This is a genomic window from Hydrogenophaga sp. UC242_53 (assembly GCF_042696965.1).
Lineage (GTDB): Bacteria > Pseudomonadota > Gammaproteobacteria > Burkholderiales > Burkholderiaceae_C > Hydrogenophaga.
The window spans coordinates 667,605-688,076 of record NZ_CP170552.1 but is presented as its reverse complement, the minus strand read 5'-3'; the positions used below and the strand labels follow the sequence as shown (position 1 = coordinate 688,076).

At 68.1% G+C, this 20,472-nt stretch carries 20 protein-coding genes and 3 pseudogenes; 10 read left to right on the top strand and 13 right to left on the bottom strand.

Annotated features, from left to right (window positions below):
* Positions 1-102 precede the first annotated feature (102 nt).
* A complete protein-coding gene (locus ACFJI0_RS03625) occupies positions 103-1,587 on the bottom strand; it encodes a PLP-dependent aminotransferase family protein (protein WP_382323462.1) in 1,485 nt (494 codons plus the stop codon).
* 170 nt (positions 1,588-1,757) lie between these two features.
* On the opposite strand from ACFJI0_RS03625, the pseudogene ACFJI0_RS03620 reads away from it, so the two are divergent.
* From ACFJI0_RS03620 to ACFJI0_RS03595, 6 genes and pseudogenes are all read left to right on the top strand, one after another.
* Positions 1,758-2,943 (top strand): annotated as a pseudogene (locus ACFJI0_RS03620) (benzoate/H(+) symporter BenE family transporter).
* A gap of 139 nt (positions 2,944-3,082) precedes the next feature.
* Positions 3,083-3,838: an ABC transporter ATP-binding protein gene (locus tag ACFJI0_RS03615; RefSeq protein ID WP_382160977.1), complete on the top strand. Its 756-nt coding sequence runs from the start codon at positions 3,083-3,085 to the stop codon at positions 3,836-3,838.
* The gene (locus tag ACFJI0_RS03610; protein ID WP_382323461.1) at positions 3,835-4,671 is read left to right on the top strand and encodes an ABC transporter permease; all 837 of its coding nucleotides are present in this window, start codon (positions 3,835-3,837) and stop codon (positions 4,669-4,671) included. The genes ACFJI0_RS03615 and ACFJI0_RS03610 overlap by 4 nt, the downstream gene beginning before the upstream one ends.
* A 62-nt stretch (positions 4,672-4,733) precedes the next feature.
* Complete coding sequence (locus ACFJI0_RS03605; protein ID WP_382323460.1) at positions 4,734-5,768, top strand: ABC transporter substrate-binding protein; 1,035 nt, start codon at positions 4,734-4,736, stop codon at positions 5,766-5,768.
* Positions 5,769-5,778: 10 nt separating this feature from the next.
* Entirely contained in the window at positions 5,779-6,744 is a 966-nt protein-coding gene (locus tag ACFJI0_RS03600) for an isopenicillin N synthase family dioxygenase (RefSeq protein ID WP_382323459.1), read from the top strand.
* A complete protein-coding gene (locus ACFJI0_RS03595; RefSeq protein ID WP_382160988.1) occupies positions 6,723-7,445 on the top strand; it encodes a GntR family transcriptional regulator in 723 nt (240 codons plus the stop codon). The genes ACFJI0_RS03600 and ACFJI0_RS03595 overlap by 22 nt, the downstream gene beginning before the upstream one ends.
* 5 nt (positions 7,446-7,450) lie before the next feature.
* Here ACFJI0_RS03595 and ACFJI0_RS03590 read toward each other — a convergent pair whose 3' ends face one another.
* A complete protein-coding gene (locus tag ACFJI0_RS03590; protein ID WP_382160991.1) occupies positions 7,451-7,774 on the bottom strand; it encodes a YegP family protein in 324 nt (107 codons plus the stop codon).
* On the opposite strand from ACFJI0_RS03590, the pseudogene ACFJI0_RS03585 reads away from it, so the two are divergent.
* Together ACFJI0_RS03585 and ACFJI0_RS03580 are read left to right on the top strand one after the other, a co-directional pair.
* Positions 7,773-8,255, top strand: a pseudogene (locus ACFJI0_RS03585) (hypothetical protein); the annotation flags it as partial. The gene ACFJI0_RS03590 and the pseudogene ACFJI0_RS03585 overlap by 2 nt on opposite strands.
* 82 nt (positions 8,256-8,337) lie before the next feature.
* Positions 8,338-8,745, top strand: a complete 408-nt coding sequence (locus tag ACFJI0_RS03580; RefSeq protein WP_382323458.1) for a DUF4377 domain-containing protein — start codon at positions 8,338-8,340, stop codon at positions 8,743-8,745.
* A 13-nt stretch (positions 8,746-8,758) separates the two neighbouring features.
* On the opposite strand, the gene ACFJI0_RS03575 is transcribed toward ACFJI0_RS03580, so the two are convergent.
* The 9 genes and pseudogenes from ACFJI0_RS03575 to ACFJI0_RS03535 all read right to left on the bottom strand — a co-directional run bounded on the left by ACFJI0_RS03575 (position 8,759) and on the right by ACFJI0_RS03535 (position 16,470).
* The gene (locus tag ACFJI0_RS03575) at positions 8,759-9,736 is read right to left on the bottom strand and encodes an NAD(P)H-quinone oxidoreductase (RefSeq protein ID WP_382325484.1); all 978 of its coding nucleotides are present in this window, start codon (positions 9,734-9,736) and stop codon (positions 8,759-8,761) included.
* Between the two features lie 17 nt (positions 9,737-9,753).
* The gene (locus ACFJI0_RS03570; protein ID WP_382323457.1) at positions 9,754-10,794 is read right to left on the bottom strand and encodes a transketolase family protein; all 1,041 of its coding nucleotides are present in this window, start codon (positions 10,792-10,794) and stop codon (positions 9,754-9,756) included.
* Positions 10,795-10,797: 3 nt separating this feature from the next.
* Entirely contained in the window at positions 10,798-11,682 is an 885-nt protein-coding gene (locus ACFJI0_RS03565; RefSeq protein WP_382323456.1) for a transketolase, read from the bottom strand.
* Positions 11,683-11,783: 101 nt separating this feature from the next.
* Positions 11,784-12,488, bottom strand: coding sequence for an ABC transporter ATP-binding protein (locus ACFJI0_RS03560; RefSeq protein ID WP_382163735.1), 705 nt, complete (start codon positions 12,486-12,488; stop codon positions 11,784-11,786).
* A complete protein-coding gene (locus tag ACFJI0_RS03555; RefSeq protein WP_382325482.1) occupies positions 12,481-13,227 on the bottom strand; it encodes an ABC transporter ATP-binding protein in 747 nt (248 codons plus the stop codon). The genes ACFJI0_RS03560 and ACFJI0_RS03555 overlap by 8 nt, the downstream gene beginning before the upstream one ends.
* A complete protein-coding gene (locus tag ACFJI0_RS03550) occupies positions 13,224-14,228 on the bottom strand; it encodes a branched-chain amino acid ABC transporter permease (RefSeq protein ID WP_382323455.1) in 1,005 nt (334 codons plus the stop codon). Before ACFJI0_RS03550 ends, ACFJI0_RS03555 begins: the two co-directional genes overlap by 4 nt.
* Positions 14,229-14,246: 18 nt before the next feature.
* Entirely contained in the window at positions 14,247-14,990 is a 744-nt protein-coding gene (locus tag ACFJI0_RS03545) for a branched-chain amino acid ABC transporter permease (RefSeq protein WP_382323454.1), read from the bottom strand.
* Positions 14,991-15,048: 58 nt separating this feature from the next.
* Positions 15,049-15,135 (bottom strand): annotated as a pseudogene (locus ACFJI0_RS03540) (branched-chain amino acid ABC transporter permease); the annotation flags it as partial.
* Positions 15,136-15,204: 69 nt separating this feature from the next.
* Positions 15,205-16,470: an ABC transporter substrate-binding protein gene (locus ACFJI0_RS03535; RefSeq protein ID WP_382323453.1), complete on the bottom strand. Its 1,266-nt coding sequence runs from the start codon at positions 16,468-16,470 to the stop codon at positions 15,205-15,207.
* A 215-nt stretch (positions 16,471-16,685) separates the two neighbouring features.
* Between ACFJI0_RS03535 and ACFJI0_RS03530 the strand changes: the two genes are divergently transcribed.
* Positions 16,686-17,798, top strand: coding sequence for a glycerol dehydrogenase (locus tag ACFJI0_RS03530; protein ID WP_382323452.1), 1,113 nt, complete (start codon positions 16,686-16,688; stop codon positions 17,796-17,798).
* 6 nt (positions 17,799-17,804) lie between these two features.
* Here ACFJI0_RS03530 and ACFJI0_RS03525 read toward each other — a convergent pair whose 3' ends face one another.
* Together ACFJI0_RS03525 and ACFJI0_RS03520 are read right to left on the bottom strand one after the other, a co-directional pair.
* Entirely contained in the window at positions 17,805-18,257 is a 453-nt protein-coding gene (locus ACFJI0_RS03525) for an acyl-CoA thioesterase (protein WP_382323451.1), read from the bottom strand.
* The gene (locus ACFJI0_RS03520) at positions 18,235-19,683 is read right to left on the bottom strand and encodes an NAD-dependent succinate-semialdehyde dehydrogenase (RefSeq protein ID WP_382323450.1); all 1,449 of its coding nucleotides are present in this window, start codon (positions 19,681-19,683) and stop codon (positions 18,235-18,237) included. Before ACFJI0_RS03520 ends, ACFJI0_RS03525 begins: the two co-directional genes overlap by 23 nt.
* 77 nt (positions 19,684-19,760) lie before the next feature.
* Here ACFJI0_RS03520 and ACFJI0_RS03515 point away from each other — a divergent pair, with 77 nt between their 5' ends.
* Positions 19,761-20,465, top strand: coding sequence for an SDR family NAD(P)-dependent oxidoreductase (locus tag ACFJI0_RS03515; RefSeq protein ID WP_382161024.1), 705 nt, complete (start codon positions 19,761-19,763; stop codon positions 20,463-20,465).
* Positions 20,466-20,472 lie beyond the last annotated feature (7 nt).

Below are 20,472 nucleotides of genomic sequence, written 5' to 3'. Positions count from 1 at the left end.
ATCAGGTGGACGATGGACACCTGCGTCAGCAGGCCGTTGGCCGATGGTTTCATTGCCTGTTCCTTTTCGATGGCGATCGCGCGCCTCGGCGGGGGCCTTGCGCTAGCGGCCCCATGTTTCGAAGACTTTCCTGAGCTTCTTCACGGCGGCGTCCAGTTCCGCCGGGGTGTGCGCGGCAAACCCCATCACGAAACCCGGGGTCTGCTGGCGGCCCACGTAAAGCCCGCTCAGGCCCAGCAGGTCCAGGCCCGCGCGGCCAGCCGCATCGACGACGTCACGCTCGGGCATCCCGCCTTTCAGCAGACAAGGCATCTGCAGCCCGCCAGCCGGTACATGAGGCTCCAGCCATCCGGCCAGGTGCCGGCCCAGCAGATCGGCCAGCCTGTCGCGGCGCCCGGCATAGATCCCTCGCATGCTGCGCACGTGCGCCCCGAAGTGCCCGCCTTCCATGAACCGGGCCAGGGTGAGCTGGGGAATCGGGGCGCTGTGCCCGTCCAACAGCGTGCGCGCGGCGGTCATGGGCTCCACGAGCGGCGCGGGCAGCACCATGTAGCCAATGCGCAGGCCCGGAAACAGCGACTTGGTGAAGGTGCCGATGTAGAGGGTCCGCTCATGGGCATCCAGCCCCTGGACGCAGGCCGTGGGTTTGCCGGCGTAGTGGAACTCGCTGTCGTAGTCGTCTTCCAGGATCCACGCCTGGTTTCGCCGAGCCCACTCGATCGCCGCCAGGCGACGGTCCAGCGCCAGCGTCGCGCCCGTGGGGAACTGATGAGAGGGCGTCAGAAAGACGGCCTTGCCGGGCACGCCCGACGCCTGCAGGTGGTCGGTCCGCATGCCCTGGGCGTCCAGGGGAACGGGAACGCATTCGAGACCCGCCGCATCGAACGCCTTGCGCGCCCCGTGGTAGACGGGGTCCTCGACGAAGATCCTGTCGCCGGCATCCAGCAGCACGTTCGCGCACAGGGTGAGCGCCTGCTGCGAACTGGTGAGGATCAGCACACGCTCAGGGCTCGCATGGGCCCCGCGCTCGAGGTTGACATGGTCGGCAATGGCCCGCCTCAAGGACTCCACGCCCTGCGCGGGCCCATGGGCCAGGGCCTGGCTGCCGTGCTCCTTCAAGACCTGCCGCTGCAGGCGCTCCCACACCTGGATGGGGAAAGACCGCGTCTCCGGCACGCCAGGTGCAAAAGGGCGCGAACCGAGGAACTCCCGCACGCCACCTTGCCGGAACATCGCGGCGCCACGTTCACTCAGGCGCGCGGCTTCCCGCTGCGTGCTCGGGCGCCGCGCGGCATGGCGGCTGGGCGACCTCCGCGCGCGCCCCGACACAAAACTGCCGCTGCCCACCCGGCGCTCGATGAAGCCCTCGGCGTGCAGTTGGCCGTAAGCGGCCTCCACGGTGTCGCGCGAAACCTCCAGGGACATCGCCAGCATCCGGGACGCAGGCAGTGGCTTGCCGGCATCCAGGACCCCATCGAGGATCAGCTGCCGGATGGCGCGCTGAATCCGCGCATGCAGCGGCAAGGCACGCTGGGCGGGGTCACCGATCCAGGCCTTCACGGATTCGAGCTGGGCATGCTTGAACAATTGGTCTGGTGGTGTTTTTGGATTCAATCGACCGGATCCTACCATTCAGGCATCGCCCAAATGGTCTGATAGATGTGTCAAAAATGGCTGGACACAACCGACCAATTTCCCCGTAAAAACCAGGCTTTCAACCGTGTCCCCGCCTTCGCCCACAGGATGTCCCGCAGACCATGTCAACCGCCGCCCCTCGCTTTCACGTCCGTGATCTCACCCACCCCGTGGTCGCGGGGATCGTCTCGGTCATCGTCAACTACGGCGGCACGTTCATCCTGGTGTTCCAGGCGGCCAAGGTCGCCGGCCTGAGTCCGGAGATGACCGCCTCGTGGGTGTGGTCCGTTTCCATTGGCGTGGGCGTCACGGGCGTTCTGCTGAGCTGGTTCAGCCGCGAGCCCATCATCACCGCCTGGTCCACGCCAGCGGCCGCCTTCCTGGTCACGGCATTCGCCGACCACCTCGTACGCGGAGGCGGTCGGTGCGTACCTGATGTCGGCGGCGGCCTTCGTGGTGCTCGGCCTGACCGGTGGCTTCGAGAAGCTCATCCGGTGGATCCCGCCAGGGATCGCCGCGGGCCTGCTGGCGGGCATCCTGCTGCAGTTCGGCATCGGCGCCTTCGCAGGCATGAGCCTCGACCCATGGCTCGCGGGCCTTCTCATCGGCACGTACCTCACGCTCAAACGGCTGAGCGCGCGCTACGCGATCGTGGGCGTCCTCCTGCTCGGCCTGGCCTACCTGCTCGCGCAAGGGCGGGTGGACCTCGGCGGACTCGAACTCCGCGTGGCGAGCCCCGTGTTCACGCAGCCCGTCTTCAGCGTCCACGCCCTGTTGAGCCTGGCCCTGCCGCTCTTCCTCATCACGCTCACGGGGCAGTACATGCCCGGCATGTTGGTGCTGAGAAACGACGGTTTCCGCACGAGCGCCAACCCCATCGTGGCGGTCACCGGCCTGGGGTCCCTGCTCATGGCGCCCTTCGGCTCGCATGCCTTCAACGTGGCGGCCATCACGGCGGCCATCTGCACGGGCAAGGCGTCACATGAAGACCCTTCGAAGCGCTGGGTCGCCGGCATGGCGGCGGGCGTGCTCTACATCCTGGTCGGCGTCTTCGGCGTGACGCTGGCGGCCGTCTTCATGGCCTTGCCGGCCACGTTCATCGCCACCCTGGCGGGCCTGGCGTTGCTGGGCACCATTGGCGGCAGCCTGGCCACCGCGATGGCCGATGCGAAGACACGCGAAGCCTCGCTGATCACGTTTCTCGCCGCGGCCGCCAATGTCCAGATGCTGGGCATTGGTGGTGCCTTCTGGGGCTTGCTGATCGGCTTGGCCGCCTACGTGGCGCTTCACACACCGAAGATGCGCTGACCGGGTATCACCTGCCGACAGATTGCTGCCTGACCAGCAAGGTTCTGGCTTGCGGCTCCTGGCCGCTTCCATGGCATGGATCTCGCTTTGGACATTGGACGTCCAACAACCCGCCCACTTTTGGGGACGTCCAGACATCATGTCCGCAGACATTCAACTCAGAAACGTTTCACGCCGCTTCGGTCCCACCGTGGCGCTCGAATCGGTCGACCTCGACATCGCGGCCGGCGAGTTCATCGCCCTGGTCGGGCCATCGGGCTGTGGCAAGACCACGCTGTTGCGCCTGGTGGCGGACCTGGACCAGCCCAGCAGCGGTTCGGTGCGGATCGGCGGCCTGCCGCCCGCCACCGTGCGGCGCCAGCGCCAACTGGGCCTGGTGTCGCAGCGGCCCGCGGTGCTGCCGTGGAAGCGCGCCATCGAGGACGTCGAGTTCACCCAGAAGGTGACCGGTCGCGCCGGCCTGCCCGCGCGCGGCCTGCTGCGCGACTTCGGCCTGGCGGGACACGAAGAGAAGATGCCGCACCACCTCTCGGGCGGCATGCTGCAGCGCGTGAATTTCGCGTCGGCCATCGCGCACGACCCCGAGGTGCTGCTGATGGACGAGCCCTTCTCCGCGCTGGACGAAATGAAGCGCGAAGAGTTGGGCCTGTGGCTCGGCACCGAGCTCGCCACGCGCCCCAAGACCGTGCTGTTCGTCACCCACCACGTCGATGAAGCGGTGCTGCTGGCCGATCGCGTGATCGTGTTTTCGCCAGCGCCCGGCCGCATCCTGGCCGACATCCGCGTGCCCTCGCCGCGCCCGCGCACGGCGGCCTTCCGCACCGATCCGCAATTCGTGGACCTCACCGACCGCATCCGCGGCCTGCTGTTCGGCCAATGGAGGGCCGCCGCATGAACACCACCACCGTGACCCCAGCCGCCGTCACGCCGGTGCCGCCTGCCGCCGCCGCGCGCACCGCGGCGCTGCGCGCGCTGACGATCGCTTCGCGCATCGCCTTGCCCGTGATCTCCATCCTCGGCCTGTGGTACCTGGCCATCGCGTTCTCGGGGCTGCCGGAGTTCGTGATCCCGCGCCCCACGCAGGTGCTCGCGGTGCTGACCCAGGAAACCTCGTTCGTGACGCAGCACCTGATGGTCACGCTGCGCGCGGCGGCGATCGGTTTCCTGTTCGCCAACCTGGTCGGCATCGGCCTGGCGGTGCTGTTCACCTCGCTGCCGATGTTCAACCGCCTGCTCATGCCAGCGGCCATCACCATCCGCAACGTGCCCTATGTGGCGCTGGCCTCGGTGCTGGTGCTCGCGGTGGGCGACGGCCTGTGGACCAAGGTGGCGATCGTCACCATCGCCGGCTTCTTCCCCGTGCTGGTGAACACCCTGCGCGGCCTGGCGGCGGTCGACCCCGTGGTGCTGGACCGCATGCGCATCCTCGACGTGAGTCCGTGGAAGGTGTTCCTCAAGGTGCGGCTGCCGTACTCCGTGCCCTACATCCTCGCGGCACAGGAGATCACCGGCAGCGGCAGCATCATCGTCGCGGTGGCCGCCGAATGGATGATTTCCTCCGAAGGCCTGGGCTACGTGATCAACCGCGCCATGGCCCAGTACCGCGGCGACCAGGTGTATGCCGTGGCGCTGCTGGCCGCCGTGCTGTCCTACGCGATCTACATGCTGGTCCAGGTGATCGGCGCGCGCATCAACTGGAGCGAGCGCAGCCGCACCGGCGGCAAGTGATCCGCACCCTCCCAGGCCATTTCTTTTCTGCCCGTCTTGTCCGATCTTCAAGGAGCCCCACCATGCGCGCCCCCTTCATCCGCCTCGCCGCCGCCCTGGCCATGGGTCTGACCACCTGGAGCGGCGCCGCCGCGCAGGCCCCGACCGAAGATATCCGGATCGCGCTCTCGTGGCTGCGCAACGGACAGTACGCGGCACTCATGGTGGCCGACGCCAAGGGCTACTTCGCGGAAGAAGGCATCAAGGTCAGCTTCATCGACGGCGGCCCGGGCAAGAACCCCATCCCCACGGTGGGCGTGGGCCAGGCCCAGTTCGGGGTCATGGCCCATTCGTTCATCATGTCGGCGCGCCTGGCGCCGTCGCCGGTGGATGTGGTGGCGATCGGCGCGCTGATCCAGGAGCTGCCCTACGTGTACATCGGCCTGGGCAACCCCGGCGAACCGGATCCCGCGCCGAAGGACCTCGAAGGCAAGCGCGTGGGCATCCAGGCCGATGGTGAGATGTTCCTGAAGGCCCTGGCAGAACGCAACAACCTCGATCTGTCGAAGGTCAAGGTCGAGACCGTGCTGGCCAACGCCGAGCCCTTGCTGGTCGGCAAGGTCGATTACTTCACGGGCCATCTGCACAACCAGACCTACCAGGTCGAACTGGAAGCCGCCAAGGCCGACGCGCCCGCGCACCTGAAGGGCAAGACCTGGAAAGTGCTGCGCTTCTCGAAACACGGCGTGGCCTCCTACGGCGACACGCTCTTCACGAGCGGCAGGATGATCAAGGAAAAGCCCGAAACCGTGCGCAAGGTGGTGCGCGCCGTGGCCAGGGGCCTGAAGTTCACCATCGACCACCCGGCCGAGGCGGTGAAGCTGGTCGATGCCTACCCGCAGCAGATCGAGCGCGCCGACAAGCTCGCCTGGCGCATGAAGGTGCAGAACCCGCTGAACCAGAGCGCCGACACGCGCGCGCGCGGCCTGCTGTGGATGGACCCCAAGGTGTGGGAGGACACCATGGCCTTCTACAAGGAATACGACCAGATCAAGTCGGTGGCCCCCGTCACCGAGATGATGACCAACGCGTTCAACCCGGGCATCAAGGCCAATTGAGAGAGCACCCATGAGCACCACCACCGCCGCGCACGCGATCCCGACCATCGACATCTCGCCGCTCTTCGGCGACGACCCGGCCGCGCGCCAGGCCATCGCCCACGACATGGGCCGCGCCGCCGAGACCTATGGCTTCATGAAACTGGTGGGCCACGGCGTGTCGCCCGCGGTCATCGCCGAGACCTTCCGGGCCGCCGAAGCCTTCTTCGGCCAAAGCGAGGAAGCCAAGGCGCCGTACCAGGAGCGCAAGACCAACCGCGGCTTCCAGCCGATGTTCGACAACGCGAAGCCAGGCCAGAAGCCCAGCGGACAGGAGGCCTTCAGCATGGGCCATCCGATCCCGCCGATCGACCCGGCCCTGCTGCCGCTGCCGTTCTACGCGGCCACGCCCTGGCCCGACGTGCCCGGTTTCCGCGAGCGCCTCGAGACCTGCTACCACGACATGTTCCGGGTCGGCGAATCGGTGCTGCAGGCGTTTGCGCTGCACCTGGGTGCGCCGGCGGACTTCTTCGCCAACGTGTCGCGCAACACCTACTCCAACATGCGCGTGGTCCACTACCCGCCGCAGGAAGTGGTGCAGCACATCGCCGACGAAGGCGTGCGCGCGCACGAAGACCAGGGCCTGATCACGCTGCTGATCCAGGACATGAACGGAGGCCTCGAAGTGCTCGGCCCGGACAAGGACTGGCTGCCCGTGGTGCCCGACGAAGAGGCCATCGTGCTCAACGTCGCCAAGCTGCTCACGCGCTGGAGCAACGGCCGGTTGAAGTCGGCGCTGCACCGGGTGATCAACCGCTCGGGCCGCGAGCGCTATTCGATCCCGCTGTTCATCCACCCGAACTACCACCAGGTGATCGACCCGCGCGACTTCGCGCCGGCTGGCGAGGTGCCGCGCTTCGAGCCCATCGTGGCCGGCGAGCAGGTCTACAGGAACTTCGCCGGCGAGCGCAAGTCATGGGCCGAGCTGACGTCCTGACCCTGCCCGACCGACTGGCGCAGGACCTGCGCCGGCGCCTGTCGGCCGGCGAATGGTCGCCGGGCCAGGCCATCCCGGCCGAGACCGCGCTGGCCGGCACGTATGCGGTGTCGAGAAACACCATCCGCGAGGCCATCAGCCGCCTGGTGACGGAGGGCCTGCTGCGCATCCAGCGTGGCGTGGGCACCATCGTGAGCCCACCCCCGCCGCCGCCCGCGTCCATGGGCATGGGCCACTTCGAGTCTCTCACCGAGTCGATCAGGGGCCAGGGCCGCACGCCGCGCATCGTGCTGCACAGGCTGGAACGCCGCGCCGGCACGCCCGAGGAAACCCACAAGCTGGAGCTGCCCGCTGGCGCGCGCGTGCTCTACACCGAGCGCGCGATCTACAGCGACGACGAACTGCTGAGCTATGGCTACGACCGCTACGTCGACAGCCTGTTCCCCGAGGTGCTCGACGAGACCTTGTTCTCGATGTCGTTCGTGGACATCTTCGCGCGCCTGGGCGTGCGCACGGACCGCACCGAGGTGGAATACCACGCGGTCCACTCCAGTGCCATCGGCTGGGACCGCGGCAACCGCCAGCCGCAGCTCTACGTGCTGCTCGACCGGGTGCACTACGCACAGAACCGGCCGATCTTTCACGCGCAGACGTACTGCCTGGAAGGGCGCAACCGCATCTACACCAGCACGTCGCGCTGAGACCTTCACGCCTTGGTTGGTGCGCCCGGCGCCGCGGCCTTCACCGCCTCGATCCCCTGGTCCCGCGCGGCCGCCGATGAGTAGGTCTCGCTTTTTCCAAGCGGCTCACCATTGGCCGCCTTCAGCACGAAATAAGGCTTTCCCGCGGCGTCGTTCAGGCGCGCGTAGCGGGCATCGACCGGTGCATTCGCCTGGACCGACGCAATGCCACCCTGCGCGCTCTGTTTGGCGGTGTAGCGCTCGCTGGTCAAGATGATTTCGTGGTTGCCCGCCACGAGGTTGAACATCCACTGCGTGCCCGAAGGCTTGAGATGAAAGTAGGCGGCCATGATGCTCCTGTATGGTTGGGGGAAGGACACCGCCGACCATCCTCGGCGGCACCTGGACGGCTGTCAATCCTCAATATGTAGGAGAGCTTGCATGAAAAAAACACATCCGCCATGCTGTCCTGGCGGACCACAGAAAGGAAACCTCCATATGAAACGCTGGACATTCATCGCCCTCACCGCAGCCACCCTGCTGGGCCTGACGGCCTGCGCCACCTCCACCCCCCCGTCGGCCAACGCCATGAACGATTCGTCTCTCAACAAAACGCTGCAGGCCTTCCACTGGGAGCTGGAGAAGGCGGACGACCCGAGCGGCCGCGCGCTGCCCGCATTCACCGCGCTCGCGCCCCAGCGCGTCGTGCGCCTGAGCTTTGTCCCGGGCGACAAGCCGGGCGACCAGCGCGTGGTGGTGGACCGGCTTTGCAACGGCATCGGCGCGGGCTACCAGCTCAACGGCATCGACATCACGATCTCGCGCCCGGTGAGCACGATGATGGCCTGCCCCGACCCCCAGCTGATGCAGCTGGAACAGGCCGTGCGCAGCGCAGATCAGCCGCGCCACCCGCGTGCACCTGGCCCAGGACGCCAACCCGCCGCGCGTGCTGCTGCAGTTCAACGACGGCAGCCGCTGGCACCTGGTGGGCAAGCCCACCGACGCCACGCGTTACGGCGGCGCGGGCGAAACCCTGTTCCTGGAAGTGGGCCCCCAGCTCCGGCCCTGCAGCCACGGCGTGGTGCGCAATGCGCAGTGCATGCAGGTGCGCGAGGTGAAGTACAACAGCGCCGGCCTCAAGACCGGCACCGGCGAATGGGGCCACTTCTACGGCAACATCGAGGGCTTCACGCACCAGGCGGGCACGCGCAACGTGCTGCGCGTCAAGCGGTACACGATCCAGAACCCGCCGGCCGACGCCTCGCGTTATGCCTATGTGCTGGACATGCGCGTGGAGTCGGAGCTGGTCGGCCCTCGATGAGCCGCGGGCGGGCCTAGACCTCCAGCAGGATCTTCCCGATGTGCTCGGAGGACTCCATCAGCGCATGCGCCTGGGAGGCCTGATCCAGCGGGAACACCTGGTGGATCACGGGCGCCACGCGCTTCGCGCTCAACAAGGGCCACACCTGCTCCACCAGCTCCTGGCCGATCCGGGTCTTGTCCGCCAGGCTGCGTGGGCGCAGGGTGGAGCCGGTGAAGGTGATGCGCTTGGCCATCAGCGGTGTCCAGTCGAGCTCGGGCCGGGACGATTCCAGGAACGAGATCTGCACCAGCCGCCCTTCGACGGCCAGGACCCTCAGGTTGCGCTCGACGTAGGAGCCACCGACCATGTCGAGCACCATGTTCACACCGGCGCCCTCGGTCGCCTTCAGCGCCACGTCCACGAAGTCCTGCTCGCGGTAGTTGATGGCGATGTCGGCCCCTGCGGCCTTGCAGGCCGCCGCCTTCTCGGCGCTACCGACCGTGCACAGCACGCGCGCGCCGAAGGCCTTGGCCAGCTGGATCGCCGTCAGGCCGATGCCCGATGAGCCGCCATGCACCAGCAGGCTTTCCCCGGCGCGCAGACCGCCGCGCTGAAAGACGTTGGCCCAGACAGTAAAGAAGTTCTCCGGCAAGGCGGCGGCCTGCCGCATCGAAATGCCCTCGGGCACGGGCAGCGCCTGGCCCTCGGGCACCACCACGCAGTCGGCGTACGCACCGCCATTGGTCAGCGCGCACACCGGGTCGCCCACCGACCAGCGCGTCACACCCGCGCCCAGCGCCACGACCTCGCCCGACACCTCCAGGCCCAGGATGGGGGAGGCACCCGGCGGCGGCGCGTAGAGCCCGCGCCGCTGCAGGGCTTCGGGGCGGTTGACGCCCGCATAGGCCACGCGCACCAGCACCTCGCCGGCCGCCGGCACCGGCGTGGGGCCGGTGCGCGGCACGAGCACCTCGGGGCCACCGCCCTGGCCGTGGTCGATGAAGCGCATCGTCGCGGGCACGGCGCTCATCGTGCGCCTCCCGCCACCATGGCCAGCGCCGGCGCGGGCCGGGCCGCCGAGCGCTTGCCCTGCATGGCTTCGCGCGCCACGGCCTCGATGCCGGGGCCGTCGAGCCGGTAGTGCGCGTACAGGTGGGTGGGCGGGGCGATCAGGCTGTACTCGTCGTGGATGCCGTGGCGCACCAGGCGCACGCCCGCGCCTTCGTCGGCCAGCACCTCGGCCACGGCAGCGCCCAGGCCGCCGAGCACGTTGTGCTCTTCCACCGTCATGAGCAGGCGCGAACGCGCTGCCGCCTGCAGCACCGCCTCGCGGTCCAGCGGCTTGATGGTGGCGATGTCGATCACGCCCACCGAGAAGCCCGCGCGGCCCAGCGCGGCCGCGGCTTCGAGCGCGCCCTTCACGGCCATGCCGCAGGCGATGAGGGTGAGGTCGGTGCCCCGGCTGTGCTCGATGGCCTTGCCGATCTCGAACGGTGTGTTCTTCTCGTACACGTCGGGCTCACGGCCACGACCGATGCGGAAGTAGATCGGCTCGGGCCACCCGATCGAGGCCTTGATCGCGCTCGCGAGTTGCGGGCCGTCGGCGGGCGAGATCACCGTAAGCCCGGCGATGGAGCGCATGGTGCCGATGTCCTCCGTCGCGTGGTGGGAGGTGCCGTAGAAGCCGAGCGAGATGCCGGTGTGGTGGCCCACCAGCCGCACCGGCAGCTTGCTGTAGGCCACGTCCATGCGGATCTGCTCGCAGCACAGCAGGCCCAGGAAGGACGCGAAGGTGGCGACGAAGGGGATCTGGCCCGTGGTCGCCAGGCCGGCGGCGGCCGTCACCATGTTCTGTTCGGAGATGCCGAACTGCACATAACGATCGGGGTAGGCCTTGGCGAACTTGTTGAGGCCGTTGGAGTACTGCAGGTCGGCCGAACCGGCCATCACGGGGTGGCCCTGCTCGGCCAGTTCGATCAGCGCGTCCGAAAAATGGTTCAGACCTGGGGTGATCTGGTTCAGGGCGCGGTACTGCCAGGAGTCGGGAGAAAGGGGTTGGGGGTTCATGGTTCAGATCTCCTTGCTCATGATTTCTTCGATGGCGCGCTGCGCGTCGGCCGGCGCCAGGTAGCCCAGGTGCCAGCCGGGTTCGGTTTCCATGTAGGAAACGCCCTTGCCCTTGATGGTCTTGGCGATCACGCACGCGGGCTTGTCGCGGCCCGTGTCGGCCTTGAGGCGCCGCAGCAGCGCGGTGAGGTCGCGCACGCTGTGGCCGTCCACCTCGTGCACCTCCCAGCCGAACGCGCGCCACTTCTCGGCCAGGGACTCGACGCCCATCACCTCGTCCACCTTGCCGTCGAGCTGGTAGCCGTTGCGGTCCACGATGGCGACCAGCCGCGAGAGCTTGTTGTGGGCCGCGAACAGCGCGGCCTCCCACACCTGCCCTTCCTGCATCTCGCCATCGCCCAGCATCACGAAGACGTGAAAGTCGCGCTGGGACATGCGCCCACCCAGCGCCATGCCGCAGCCGCCGGAGAGCGCGTGGCCGATCGAGCCCGAGCTGAAGTCGATGCCGGGCACCTTGGTCATGTCGGGGTGGTCGCCCAGCGCGCTGCCCAGGCGGGTGTAGCCGTCCAGCTCTTCCGGGCGGATGAAGCCCCATTCCGCGAGGATGGGGAACTGCCCCACGGCGGCGTGGCCCTTGCCCATCAGGAAGCGGTCGCGGTCGGGCCAGGCGGGCTCGCCATGGCGCAGCGACATCACGTCGTAGTACAGCGAGGCGAAGATCTCGGCGGCGGAGAAGACCGAGGTGTAGTGGCCGACCTTGGCGATCTCGATCAGCCGGATCGTCTCCAGCCGCACGAAGCGGGCCTTCTCCCGCAGGCGGGCGATCTCTTCGGCGGTGGGGGTGAAATCGGGAGCGTCCGCTCGGCGGACGGGACTGGGCTGCGGCATGAGGGGGTTCCTTTCGTTGCGCATTGATGCACCATATATCTTTGAAACAGGCGTGGTGCGGGAAGGGGATCGGGCCCTGCCGGGGTCGGCGGGCCCGGTGTTCAGATGCCGAGGTAGCTGGCCCTCAGCTGCGGGTTGTGCAGCAGCTCGCGGCCGGTGCCGCGCATGGCGATGGTGCCGTTCTCGATCACGAAGCCGTGGTCGGCCATGTTGAGCACCATCTGCACGTTCTGCTCGATGACCAGCACCGCGAGCTCGCTGTTGCGGATCTTGCGGATGCCTTCGAACAGGCGGTCCACCATGATGGGCGCGAGCCCGAGCGATGGTTCGTCGAGCGCGAGCACGCGCGGCAGCGCCATCAGCGCGCGGCCCACGGCGACCATCTGCTGCTGCCCGCCCGACAGGGTGCCGGCCAGCTGATGGCGGCGCTCATCGAGGATGGGGAACAGCGCGAAGATCTCGTCCATCGTCTTCGAGCGGCGCGCGCGCGCCCGGGGCGTGGACGCCCCCACCATCAGGTTCTCCATCACCGTCATCTCGGGAAAGAGCTGCTTGCCTTCGGGCGACTGCACGAAGCCCTGGTCCACGATGCGGTGCGGCGGCAGGCCGGTGAGCGAGCAGCCTTCCAGCACCGCCGAGCCCTTGGTGGTTTTCACCAGGCCCGAGACCGTGCGCAGGAAGGTCGTCTTGCCCGCGCCGTTGGCGCCGATCAGGGCGGTGATGGTGCCGGGGTGCAGGTCGAGGTGGATGCCCCGCAGCACCTGCTGCTCGCCGTAGCCGGCCCAGAGGTCTTTCACGCTAAACATCGGTGCCGACATAGCCTTCTCCAAAATACGCGGTCAGAACGCGCGGATCCTTCACCACCTTCTGCGGTTCGCCATTGGCGATCAGGCAGCCCTGGTCCATCACGATCACGCGGTCCGACAGACCCATGATCACCTTCATCACATGCTCCACGATCAGCACCGTGATGCCTCGGTCGCGCACCTTGCGCACCAGGGCCACCATCTCGGCCGCCTCGCTGGGCGTGGCGCCGGCCACCACCTCGTCCATCAGCAGCAGGCGCGGCTGCGTGGCCAGCGCGCGGCCGAGTTCGATCTTGCGTTTGTCGAACGCGGTGAGGTCGTTCGCGTCGGCGTTGCAGCGGTCGCCGAGGTTGAGGAAGTCCAGCAGCTCCATCGCCAGCGCGCGCGCCTTGGCGGTGGACTCCAGGCGCGCGAAGGCGCCGACCATCACGTTCTCCACCGCCGAGAGCCCGCCGAAGGGTCGCGAGAGCTGGAAGGTGCGCGCGATGCCCGCGCGGCAGATGTCGCTGGGCGCCATGCCCAGCACATCGCGACCTTCGAACAGGATGCGACCCTGGTCGGCGCGGTGGAAACCGGCGATCAGGTTGAAGGCCGTGGTCTTGCCCGCGCCGTTGGGACCGAGCAGCCCGAGGATCTCGCCTTGCCGAAGGTCGAACGACACCTCGTTCACGGCTTTCAGGCCGCCGAAACGTTTGCTCAGGCCCTGCACTTGCAGCAGCGCCGTTGTCGATTCGCTCATTTTTTCGTCCCTCCTTGCTGGAGGCGTTGTTTCAGCCAGCGATCGATCGGCGCGATGATGCCCTTGGGGAAGTACAGCACCGCGACGATCAGGATCACGCCGTAGATGACCAGGTGCAGGCCGAGGAAGGTGCCGCCGAGGTAGCTGCGCGAGAACTCCGCGATCGGGTGCAGCACCAGGGCGCCCAACATGGGGCCGAGCACCGTGCCCTGCCCGCCCACGATGGCCATCAGCGCCACGTCGATCGAGAACTCGATGCCCATGTTGCGTTCCGGGTTGATGTAGCGGAAGAACTGGGCGTAGAAGGCGCCACCCAGGCCGGTCATGAAGGCGCTGGCCGCGAGCGCGATCAGCGAGCACCGCGTGGGGTTGACGCCCAGGGCCTCGGCGCCGTTGTGGTCGCCCCGGATCGCCTTGAGGTAATAACCCAGGCGCGAGCGCTCGAGCACGATGGTGGCGAGCAGCACCAGCACCAGCATCACCAGGGCGATGTAGTAGTACGGCACCTTGCCTTCGAACTGGTAGACCAGGCCGCCGAGTTCGCTCGGCGGCACCACCAAGCCCTGCGCGCCCTTGAGCGGGATGCCCAGGAAATCGTCGGTGTTCTCGAACCAGATGCGCACGATCTCGGCGAACGCGATCGTGGTGAGCGTGAAGTATGGGCCCTTGAGCTTGAACGTGGGGTAGCCGATGGCCAGCGACAGCAGGGCCGCGAACGCACCGCCGGCCAGCATGCCCAGCCAGGGCGAGAGGCCGAGCAGCGTGAACAGCAGCACCGTCACATAACCGGCCAGGCCCGCGAACACGGCGTGCCCGAGCGAGAGCTGCCCGACGTAGCCGCACACGAAGTTCCAGGCCGTGGCAATGTACGCGAAGTACAGGATCATGGTCAGGGAGTGCAGCGTGTACGAGTCGCTCACGAACAGCGGCAGCACGGCCGCGATCGCGATCATGGGCAGGCCCAGGATCAGCGTGGAGGGGGAGTTGGAAAAGGCGTTCATTCTTGACATCGCACGCCCTCACGCCTTGCGGCCCAGCAGGCCGTTGGGACGGACCAGCAGCACCACGATGAAGATGAGGAAGGAGAACATCGCGGCCGAGGTGGCGGTGACGAACTGCGAGATCAGCGACTCGAAGACACCGAGCAGCAACCCACCCACGATGGAGCCCGGGATCGAGCCGATGCCACCGAGCACCACCACCAGGAACGACTTGACGCCGAACATCAGCCCCACGGTGGGCGTGATCGACAGGAAGGGCACCAGCAAGGCGCCGAACAGGCCCAGGATGGCGGCGCCCAGGCCGAAGGTCTGGTTGTAGACGCGGTAGACGTTCACGCCGCTCATGGCGGCCGCGTCGCGGTTCTGCGCCGTGGCGCGGATGGAGCGGCCCACGTCGGTGTGCTTGAGCCCCCACCAGAGGCCCCCGGCCACGGCGATGGCGGCGACGAAGCCGACGAAGCGTGGGATGCTGATCGGCAGGCCCGCGACCTCGAAGGTGCCACCGGCGAAGTCCACGCTGACCGAGCGCACGTCCGGGCCGTAGGTCATCAGCACCAGGTTGTCCATGACCAGGTAGACGCCCGTGGTCAGCAGCAGCGCGCCCAGCGGTTCCACCACCAGGGACGACTCGCGCCTGAACAGCGGCGAGATGATGACGCTCTGCGTGAAGTAGCCGAAGCCGAACAGCAAGGGCATGGTCACCAGCGCCGCCACGTAGGGGTGCAGGCCGAAGGTGGACCACAGCGTGTAGGCCGCGTACATCGCCGCCCATGAGGAACGAGCCGTGCGCGAAGTTGATGACGCGCAGCACGCCGAAGATCAGGCTCAGGCCCAGGGCGATGCCGCCATAGATGGCGCCCTGCAGCAGCCCGTTGATGAGCGCGTAGAAAAAGATGAGGGGATCCATACCGGTTTCCGTGATGAGGGTGCCCGCCGCGCGGGGCGGCGGGCACCCGGGTTGAAGCCGTGGACCGGATCAGCGCTTGGACCAGTCGGGCAGCGGCCAGACCGGTTTGGTGCCGGCCAGCCGGTTGGCCGCCGGCCATACCGTGCGGCGCTCGCCACCGATGTTCTGGGTGATGGCGCCGTGGGCGTGCGGGTTCTGGCCCTTGTCGTCGAAGACCACGCGGCTGTAGCCCGTGATCAGCGCGGGCCCGCTCTTGATGTCGGTCGCGGCCAGGGCATCGCGGATCTTTTCCCGGTCGGTCGAGGCGGCGCGCTCCAGCACATCGCGCAGGATGTAGGCGTTGGACACGCCCTGCGCGCCGTAGGCATTCAGGCCGTAGCCCATGCGGGTCTGGAATTTCTTGTCGGCGTCCAGCGCGTTCGGGTCCTTGATGGCCTGCATGATGTCCACCTGGAAATCGTCCTGCACGAACATCAGGTCGTAGGCCTTGGGGTTGACCGACTTGTAGAACGAAGGGTCTTCCGCGCCGCCACCGACGGAGTGGATGCCATAGGGCACGTTGAGGCGGTTCTCCGCGAACTGGCGCGTGAACAGGATGTGGTCGGGCGTGTAGGCCACGACGATCAGCGCATCGGGCTTGCTCGCGCGGATCTTCAGCAGCTGCGCGGAGAAGTCGGACTGGTTGGGCGGGTAGGACTCGTCGAGTGAAATCTTGTAGCCGCGCTCCAGCGCCATCTTCTTGATATTGGCGGTGTGCGAGCGGCCCCAGTCGGTGCCTTCGTAGAACAGGCCGATGGTCTGCGGCTTGTTGCCGGTTTCCTTGGCCAGCAGGTCGATCGCGTCCATCTGCTCGCGCGCGTCGTAGATCGCCTTGTTGTTCGGGCGAAAGACGTAGCGGAAGCCGCGCTCGGTGATCTCGTCCTTCACCGAGCCCGTGACCAGCCAGGGCGTCTTGTAGCGCTCGGCCACTTCGGTGGCCGGGAAGGTGACCGCGCTGTTGTACGCGCCCACCATCACCGACACCTGCTCGCGCGTGATCAGGCGCTCGGTTTCGGCCACGCCGACATCGGGCTTGGACTGGCTGTCCGCGAAGATCGCGACCAGCTTGGCGCCACCCAGGGACTTGATGCCGCCCGCGGCGTTGATCTGCTCGATGGCGATCTCCGCGCCGACCTTGGTCTGGTTGCCGATGGTCGCGGTGCCGCCCGAGAGGGGCAGCACGAAACCGATCTTGATCTCCTTGGGCTGTGCGAACGCCGCCGCGCTCAGCCCGAACAGGCAGGCGGCGCTCAGGTGGATCAGCGCCTGGCGCCGATGGGTTGGGATGGTCTTCATGGTCTCGTCTCCAGATTGAGGAATGGGTCGGCCAGCGGTCCAGCGCACCGGCCGGGCATCGAAGGCGACGGTGCCGGGCCCGTCCGGCAGCACCTTGCTTTCGCCTTCGATCGGACGCATGATATATGATGCAACGTGCATCATGCTGCGGGTTTTCCCGGATGCGGGTGCCCGGTCCGCCGTGTTCAAGAACCCTTTTCCACCCAGGAGACAAGATGTCCACTTCCCCCGCCACCCCTTCCCTGCTGCGCGTTTTTGGCGCCCCGCTGCGCTACCTGCAGGGCCCGGGCGCCCTCGATCAACTGGGCGCGCAGGTTGCCCTGCTCGCGCCATCGGCCGTGCTGATTGCCGACCGCTTCGTGCTCGACCTGGTGGGCGCTCGCGTGGCGGCTTCGTGCCAGGCCTCGGGGGTGGCGCTGAGCACCGGCGAGTTCTCCGGCGACATCACGCCCGCCGAGGTGCAGCGCCTCACGGAGCAGCTCGCCGCGGCGAAGCCCGGCGTGGTGATCGCGGCCGGTGGTGGCAAGGGCATCGACGTGGGCAAGGCCGTGGCCCGGGCCTTGGGTGCGCAGGTCGTGACCGTGCCCACGGTGGCGTCCAACGACGCGCCCACCAGCAAGATCTTTGTGCTGTACGACGAACACCACCGCCTGCTGTCGGTGGAGCACCTGGCGCACAACCCCGCGGCCGTGGTGGTCGACACCGCGCTGATCGCGGCCGCGCCGGTCAAGCTGCTGCTCGCGGGCATCGGCGACGCGCTCTCGAAGAAGTTCGAGGTCGAACGCTGCGCGGCCGCCGGTGGCCTGAACATCTACGGCGGCCTGGGCACGCAGGCGGCGCTGGTGCTGGCCGACCTCAGCTACCGCAGCGTGCGCGAGCACGCCGAGCCGGCCATCGAGGCCGTGCGGCGCGCCACCACCGATGCGCATCTCGAATCGCTGGTCGAGGCCACGGTGCTGCTCAGCGGGCTGTGCTTCGAGAACGGCGGACTCTCGGTGTCGCATGCGATGACGCGCGGCCTGTCCGCGATCGCCGGCACCGCGAGCACCTTGCACGGCCTGCAGGTCGCCTACGGTCTGCTGGTGCAGCTCACGCTGGAAGAGCGCGACGCGGCCTTCATGGCGGAGCTGCGCGGCTTCTACCGGCGCATCGGCCTGCCGCAGGACCTGAACGAATTGGGCCTGGGGCGCGCGGCCAGCGAGGACGAGATCGAGACCATCGCGCGCCAGACCATGACCGCGCCGCATGTGCGCAACTTCCCGACCGCCCTCAGCGCCGAGCGCATCGCCGGCGCCATCCGCCAGGTGGAGGCCGCGCGCCTGGGCTGAACGCGCTCAGGCAGGCACCGGCCCGGCGAGCAGCCGCTCCCGCTCGGCCGGTGTCCAGGGCGACGCCTGCCCCGTGCGGTCTTCGCACATCACGGTGGTGACGCGCGCGGCGAAATGCGCCACCCCGTCGACCTGGATGCCGAACCGCGCTTCCAGGCTGGTGCGGCCCACGCGCGTCACGCGCAGGCACACCGAAGGCTCGGCCCCGCGGCCGACCGGTTGGCGGAAATCACAGGCCATCGCCACCACGACCTGGGAGCGGGCCCCCGTGCCCGGCAGCGGCAAACCGATGGCCTCGGCGTGCTCGTTGCGCGCGTCCTCGCACCACCTCAGGTACACGAGGTGGTGAACGTGGCCCAGCGCGTCCAGATCCGTCCAGCGCACGCGCACCGGCATCGTCCAGTGCCAGCGCCCGTCCAGGGGTTCAGGGTCGCGTTCAGTCGAGACCGACGCAGACATATTTCAGCTCGGTGTAGTCGTCCATGCCGTACTGCGAGCCCTCACGGCCCAGGCCCGACTGCTTGACGCCACCGAACGGCGCCTCGGCGGTGGAGATCAGGCCGGTGTTCACGCCCACCATGCCGTACTCCAGCCGCTCCGACACGCGCCAGCTGCGCGAGAGGTCGCGCGTGTACACGTAGGAGGCCAGGCCGTACTCGGTGTCGTTGGCCATGCGGATCACCTCGTCCTCGTTGTCGAAGGGGATCAAGGCCGCCAGCGGGCCGAAGGTTTCCTCGCGCGCGACCAGCATCTGCTGCGTCACACCGGTCATGACCGTGGGTTCGAAGAAGTTGCCCTCGAGCCGGCGCCCGCCGGCGATCACGGTGGCCCCCTGGCCCAGGGCGTCGTCGATGTGCTCCTCCACCTTGGCCAGGGCCTTGCCGTCGATCAGGGGGCCGACCACCACGCCCGCGTCGAGGCCGTTGCCCAGCTTCATCGCTTGCACGCTGGCCGCGAGCTTGACAGCGAACGCCTCGTACACCGCGCGCTGCACATAGAGGCGATTGGCGCACACGCAGGTCTGGCCGTTGTTGCGGAACTTGGCGATCATCGCGCCCTGCACCGCCGCGTCCAGGTTCGCGTCGTCGAACACGATGAAAGGGGCGTTGCCGCCCAGTTCCAGCGAGACCTTCTTGATGTGCTCCGCGCATTGCCGCATGAGCACGCGCCCGATCTCGGTGGAGCCGGTGAAGCTCAGCTTGCGCACCACCGGGTTGCCGGTGAGCTCCTTCGCGATCGCGCCGGCATCCCCCGTCACCACGTTGATCACGCCCCGGGGAATGCCGGCGCGCTCGGCCAGCACCGCGATCGCCAGGGCCGAGAACGGGGTCTGGGTGGCCGGCTTGACCACCATGGTGCAGCCCGCGGCCAGCGCGGGCGCGAGCTTGCGCGTGAGCATCGCGTTGGGGAAATTCCAGGGCGTGATCGCCGCGCAAACGCCGATGGGCTGGCGCAGCACCACGATGCGCTTGTCGGGCTGCGGCGCGGGGATCACGTCGCCGTTGTTGCGCCGCCCCTGCTCGGCGAACCATTCGATGAAGCTCGCGCCGTAGGCGATCTCGCCGCGCGACTCGGCCAGCGGCTTGCCTTGTTCGATCGTCATGATGCGCGCCAGGTCGTCCTGCGCCTCCATCATCAGCTCGTACCAGCGGCGCAGCAGCGTGGCGCGCTCCTTGGCGCTGCGCGCGGCCCAGGCCGGGAAGGCGTGGGCCGCCGCCTGCACGGCCAGGCGCGTTTCCCCCTCGCCCATGTTGGGCACCGTGCCCACCCGCTCGCCGGTGGCGGGGTTCATCACCTCGCGCACCTGGCCGTTCAGGGCGGGCTGCCAGTGGCGATCGATCAGGCACTGCTGCACAAAGAGGCCGGGGTCCTTCAGATGTTTCATGCTGTCTCCAAAAAAGGGTTGTTCGATTTTGGATGCATGATATATCATGCGTCTTCTATCAACAAGGAGACGTTTTCATGAATCAAAGGCAAAAGGTGGCGGTGGTGACGGGCGGCGGCACGGGGATCGGGCTGGCCTGCGCCCAGGAGCTGCAAGCCAAGGGCTGGCGCGTGGTGTGCGCCGGCCTGGACACCGAGCCCACGCTGCCCGACCAGCTCGAATTCACCCGCCTGGACGTGACCGACAGCGCCGCGATCGCGGCCCTGTTCGAGCGGCTCCCGCACGTCGACGGACTGGTCAATGCGGCGGGCATCATCCTGCACGAGCAGAAGGAACTCACGCCCGACGGCTTCGACAAGGTGGTGGCGATCAACCTCAACGCGGTCAACCGGCTGACGCTCGCCGCCTTGCCCGGCCTCAAGGCCGCGCGCGGCGCGGTGGTGAACGTGGCCTCCATGTGGAGCCAGTTCGGTTCGGCCCGCAACCCGGCGTACTCGGCCAGCAAGGGCGGCGTGACCTCCCTCACCCGCTCGCACGCGGTGGCCTTCGCCGCCGACGGTGTGCGGGTCAACGCGATCGCACCGGGCTGGATCGACACGCGACTGGCCTCCGGCGCCATCCACAATCCCGAGCGCAGCGCGGCGATCCTGGGCCGCATTCCGCTCGGGCGCTGGGGCCAGCCGGCGGACGTGGCCCGCGTGGTGAGCTTCCTGCTGTCGGCCGAGGCCGCCTACGTCACCGGCATCGTGATGCCCGTGGACGGCGGATTCGGCATCGCCTGAACCCGCA

Bases quoted from the DNA above. Each gene is read 5' to 3' on its own strand.
- ACFJI0_RS03615 (WP_382160977.1), top strand. From the start codon at position 3,083: ATGTCCGCAGACATTCAACTCAGAAACGTTTCACGCCGCTTCGGTCCC.
- ACFJI0_RS03610 (WP_382323461.1), top strand. From the start codon at position 3,835: ATGAACACCACCACCGTGACCCCAGCCGCCGTCACGCCGGTGCCGCCT.
- ACFJI0_RS03605 (WP_382323460.1), top strand. From the start codon at position 4,734: ATGCGCGCCCCCTTCATCCGCCTCGCCGCCGCCCTGGCCATGGGTCTG.
- ACFJI0_RS03600 (WP_382323459.1), top strand. From the start codon at position 5,779: ATGAGCACCACCACCGCCGCGCACGCGATCCCGACCATCGACATCTCG.
- ACFJI0_RS03595 (WP_382160988.1), top strand. From the start codon at position 6,723: ATGGGCCGAGCTGACGTCCTGACCCTGCCCGACCGACTGGCGCAGGAC.
- ACFJI0_RS03590 (WP_382160991.1), bottom strand. From the start codon at position 7,774: ATGGCCGCCTACTTTCATCTCAAGCCTTCGGGCACGCAGTGGATGTTC.
- ACFJI0_RS03575 (WP_382325484.1), bottom strand. From the start codon at position 9,736: ATGCGCTTCATCGACCACGGCCAGGGCGGTGGCCCCGAGGTGCTCGTG.
- ACFJI0_RS03570 (WP_382323457.1), bottom strand. From the start codon at position 10,794: ATGAACCCCCAACCCCTTTCTCCCGACTCCTGGCAGTACCGCGCCCTG.
- ACFJI0_RS03565 (WP_382323456.1), bottom strand. From the start codon at position 11,682: ATGCCGCAGCCCAGTCCCGTCCGCCGAGCGGACGCTCCCGATTTCACC.
- ACFJI0_RS03560 (WP_382163735.1), bottom strand. From the start codon at position 12,488: ATGTTTAGCGTGAAAGACCTCTGGGCCGGCTACGGCGAGCAGCAGGTG.
- ACFJI0_RS03555 (WP_382325482.1), bottom strand. From the start codon at position 13,227: ATGAGCGAATCGACAACGGCGCTGCTGCAAGTGCAGGGCCTGAGCAAA.
- ACFJI0_RS03550 (WP_382323455.1), bottom strand. From the start codon at position 14,228: ATGAACGCCTTTTCCAACTCCCCCTCCACGCTGATCCTGGGCCTGCCC.
- ACFJI0_RS03545 (WP_382323454.1), bottom strand. From the start codon at position 14,990: ATGTACGCGGCCTACACGCTGTGGTCCACCTTCGGCCTGCACCCCTAC.
- ACFJI0_RS03535 (WP_382323453.1), bottom strand. From the start codon at position 16,470: ATGAAGACCATCCCAACCCATCGGCGCCAGGCGCTGATCCACCTGAGC.
- ACFJI0_RS03530 (WP_382323452.1), top strand. From the start codon at position 16,686: ATGTCCACTTCCCCCGCCACCCCTTCCCTGCTGCGCGTTTTTGGCGCC.
- ACFJI0_RS03525 (WP_382323451.1), bottom strand. From the start codon at position 18,257: ATGTCTGCGTCGGTCTCGACTGAACGCGACCCTGAACCCCTGGACGGG.
- ACFJI0_RS03520 (WP_382323450.1), bottom strand. From the start codon at position 19,683: ATGAAACATCTGAAGGACCCCGGCCTCTTTGTGCAGCAGTGCCTGATC.
- ACFJI0_RS03515 (WP_382161024.1), top strand. From the start codon at position 19,761: ATGAATCAAAGGCAAAAGGTGGCGGTGGTGACGGGCGGCGGCACGGGG.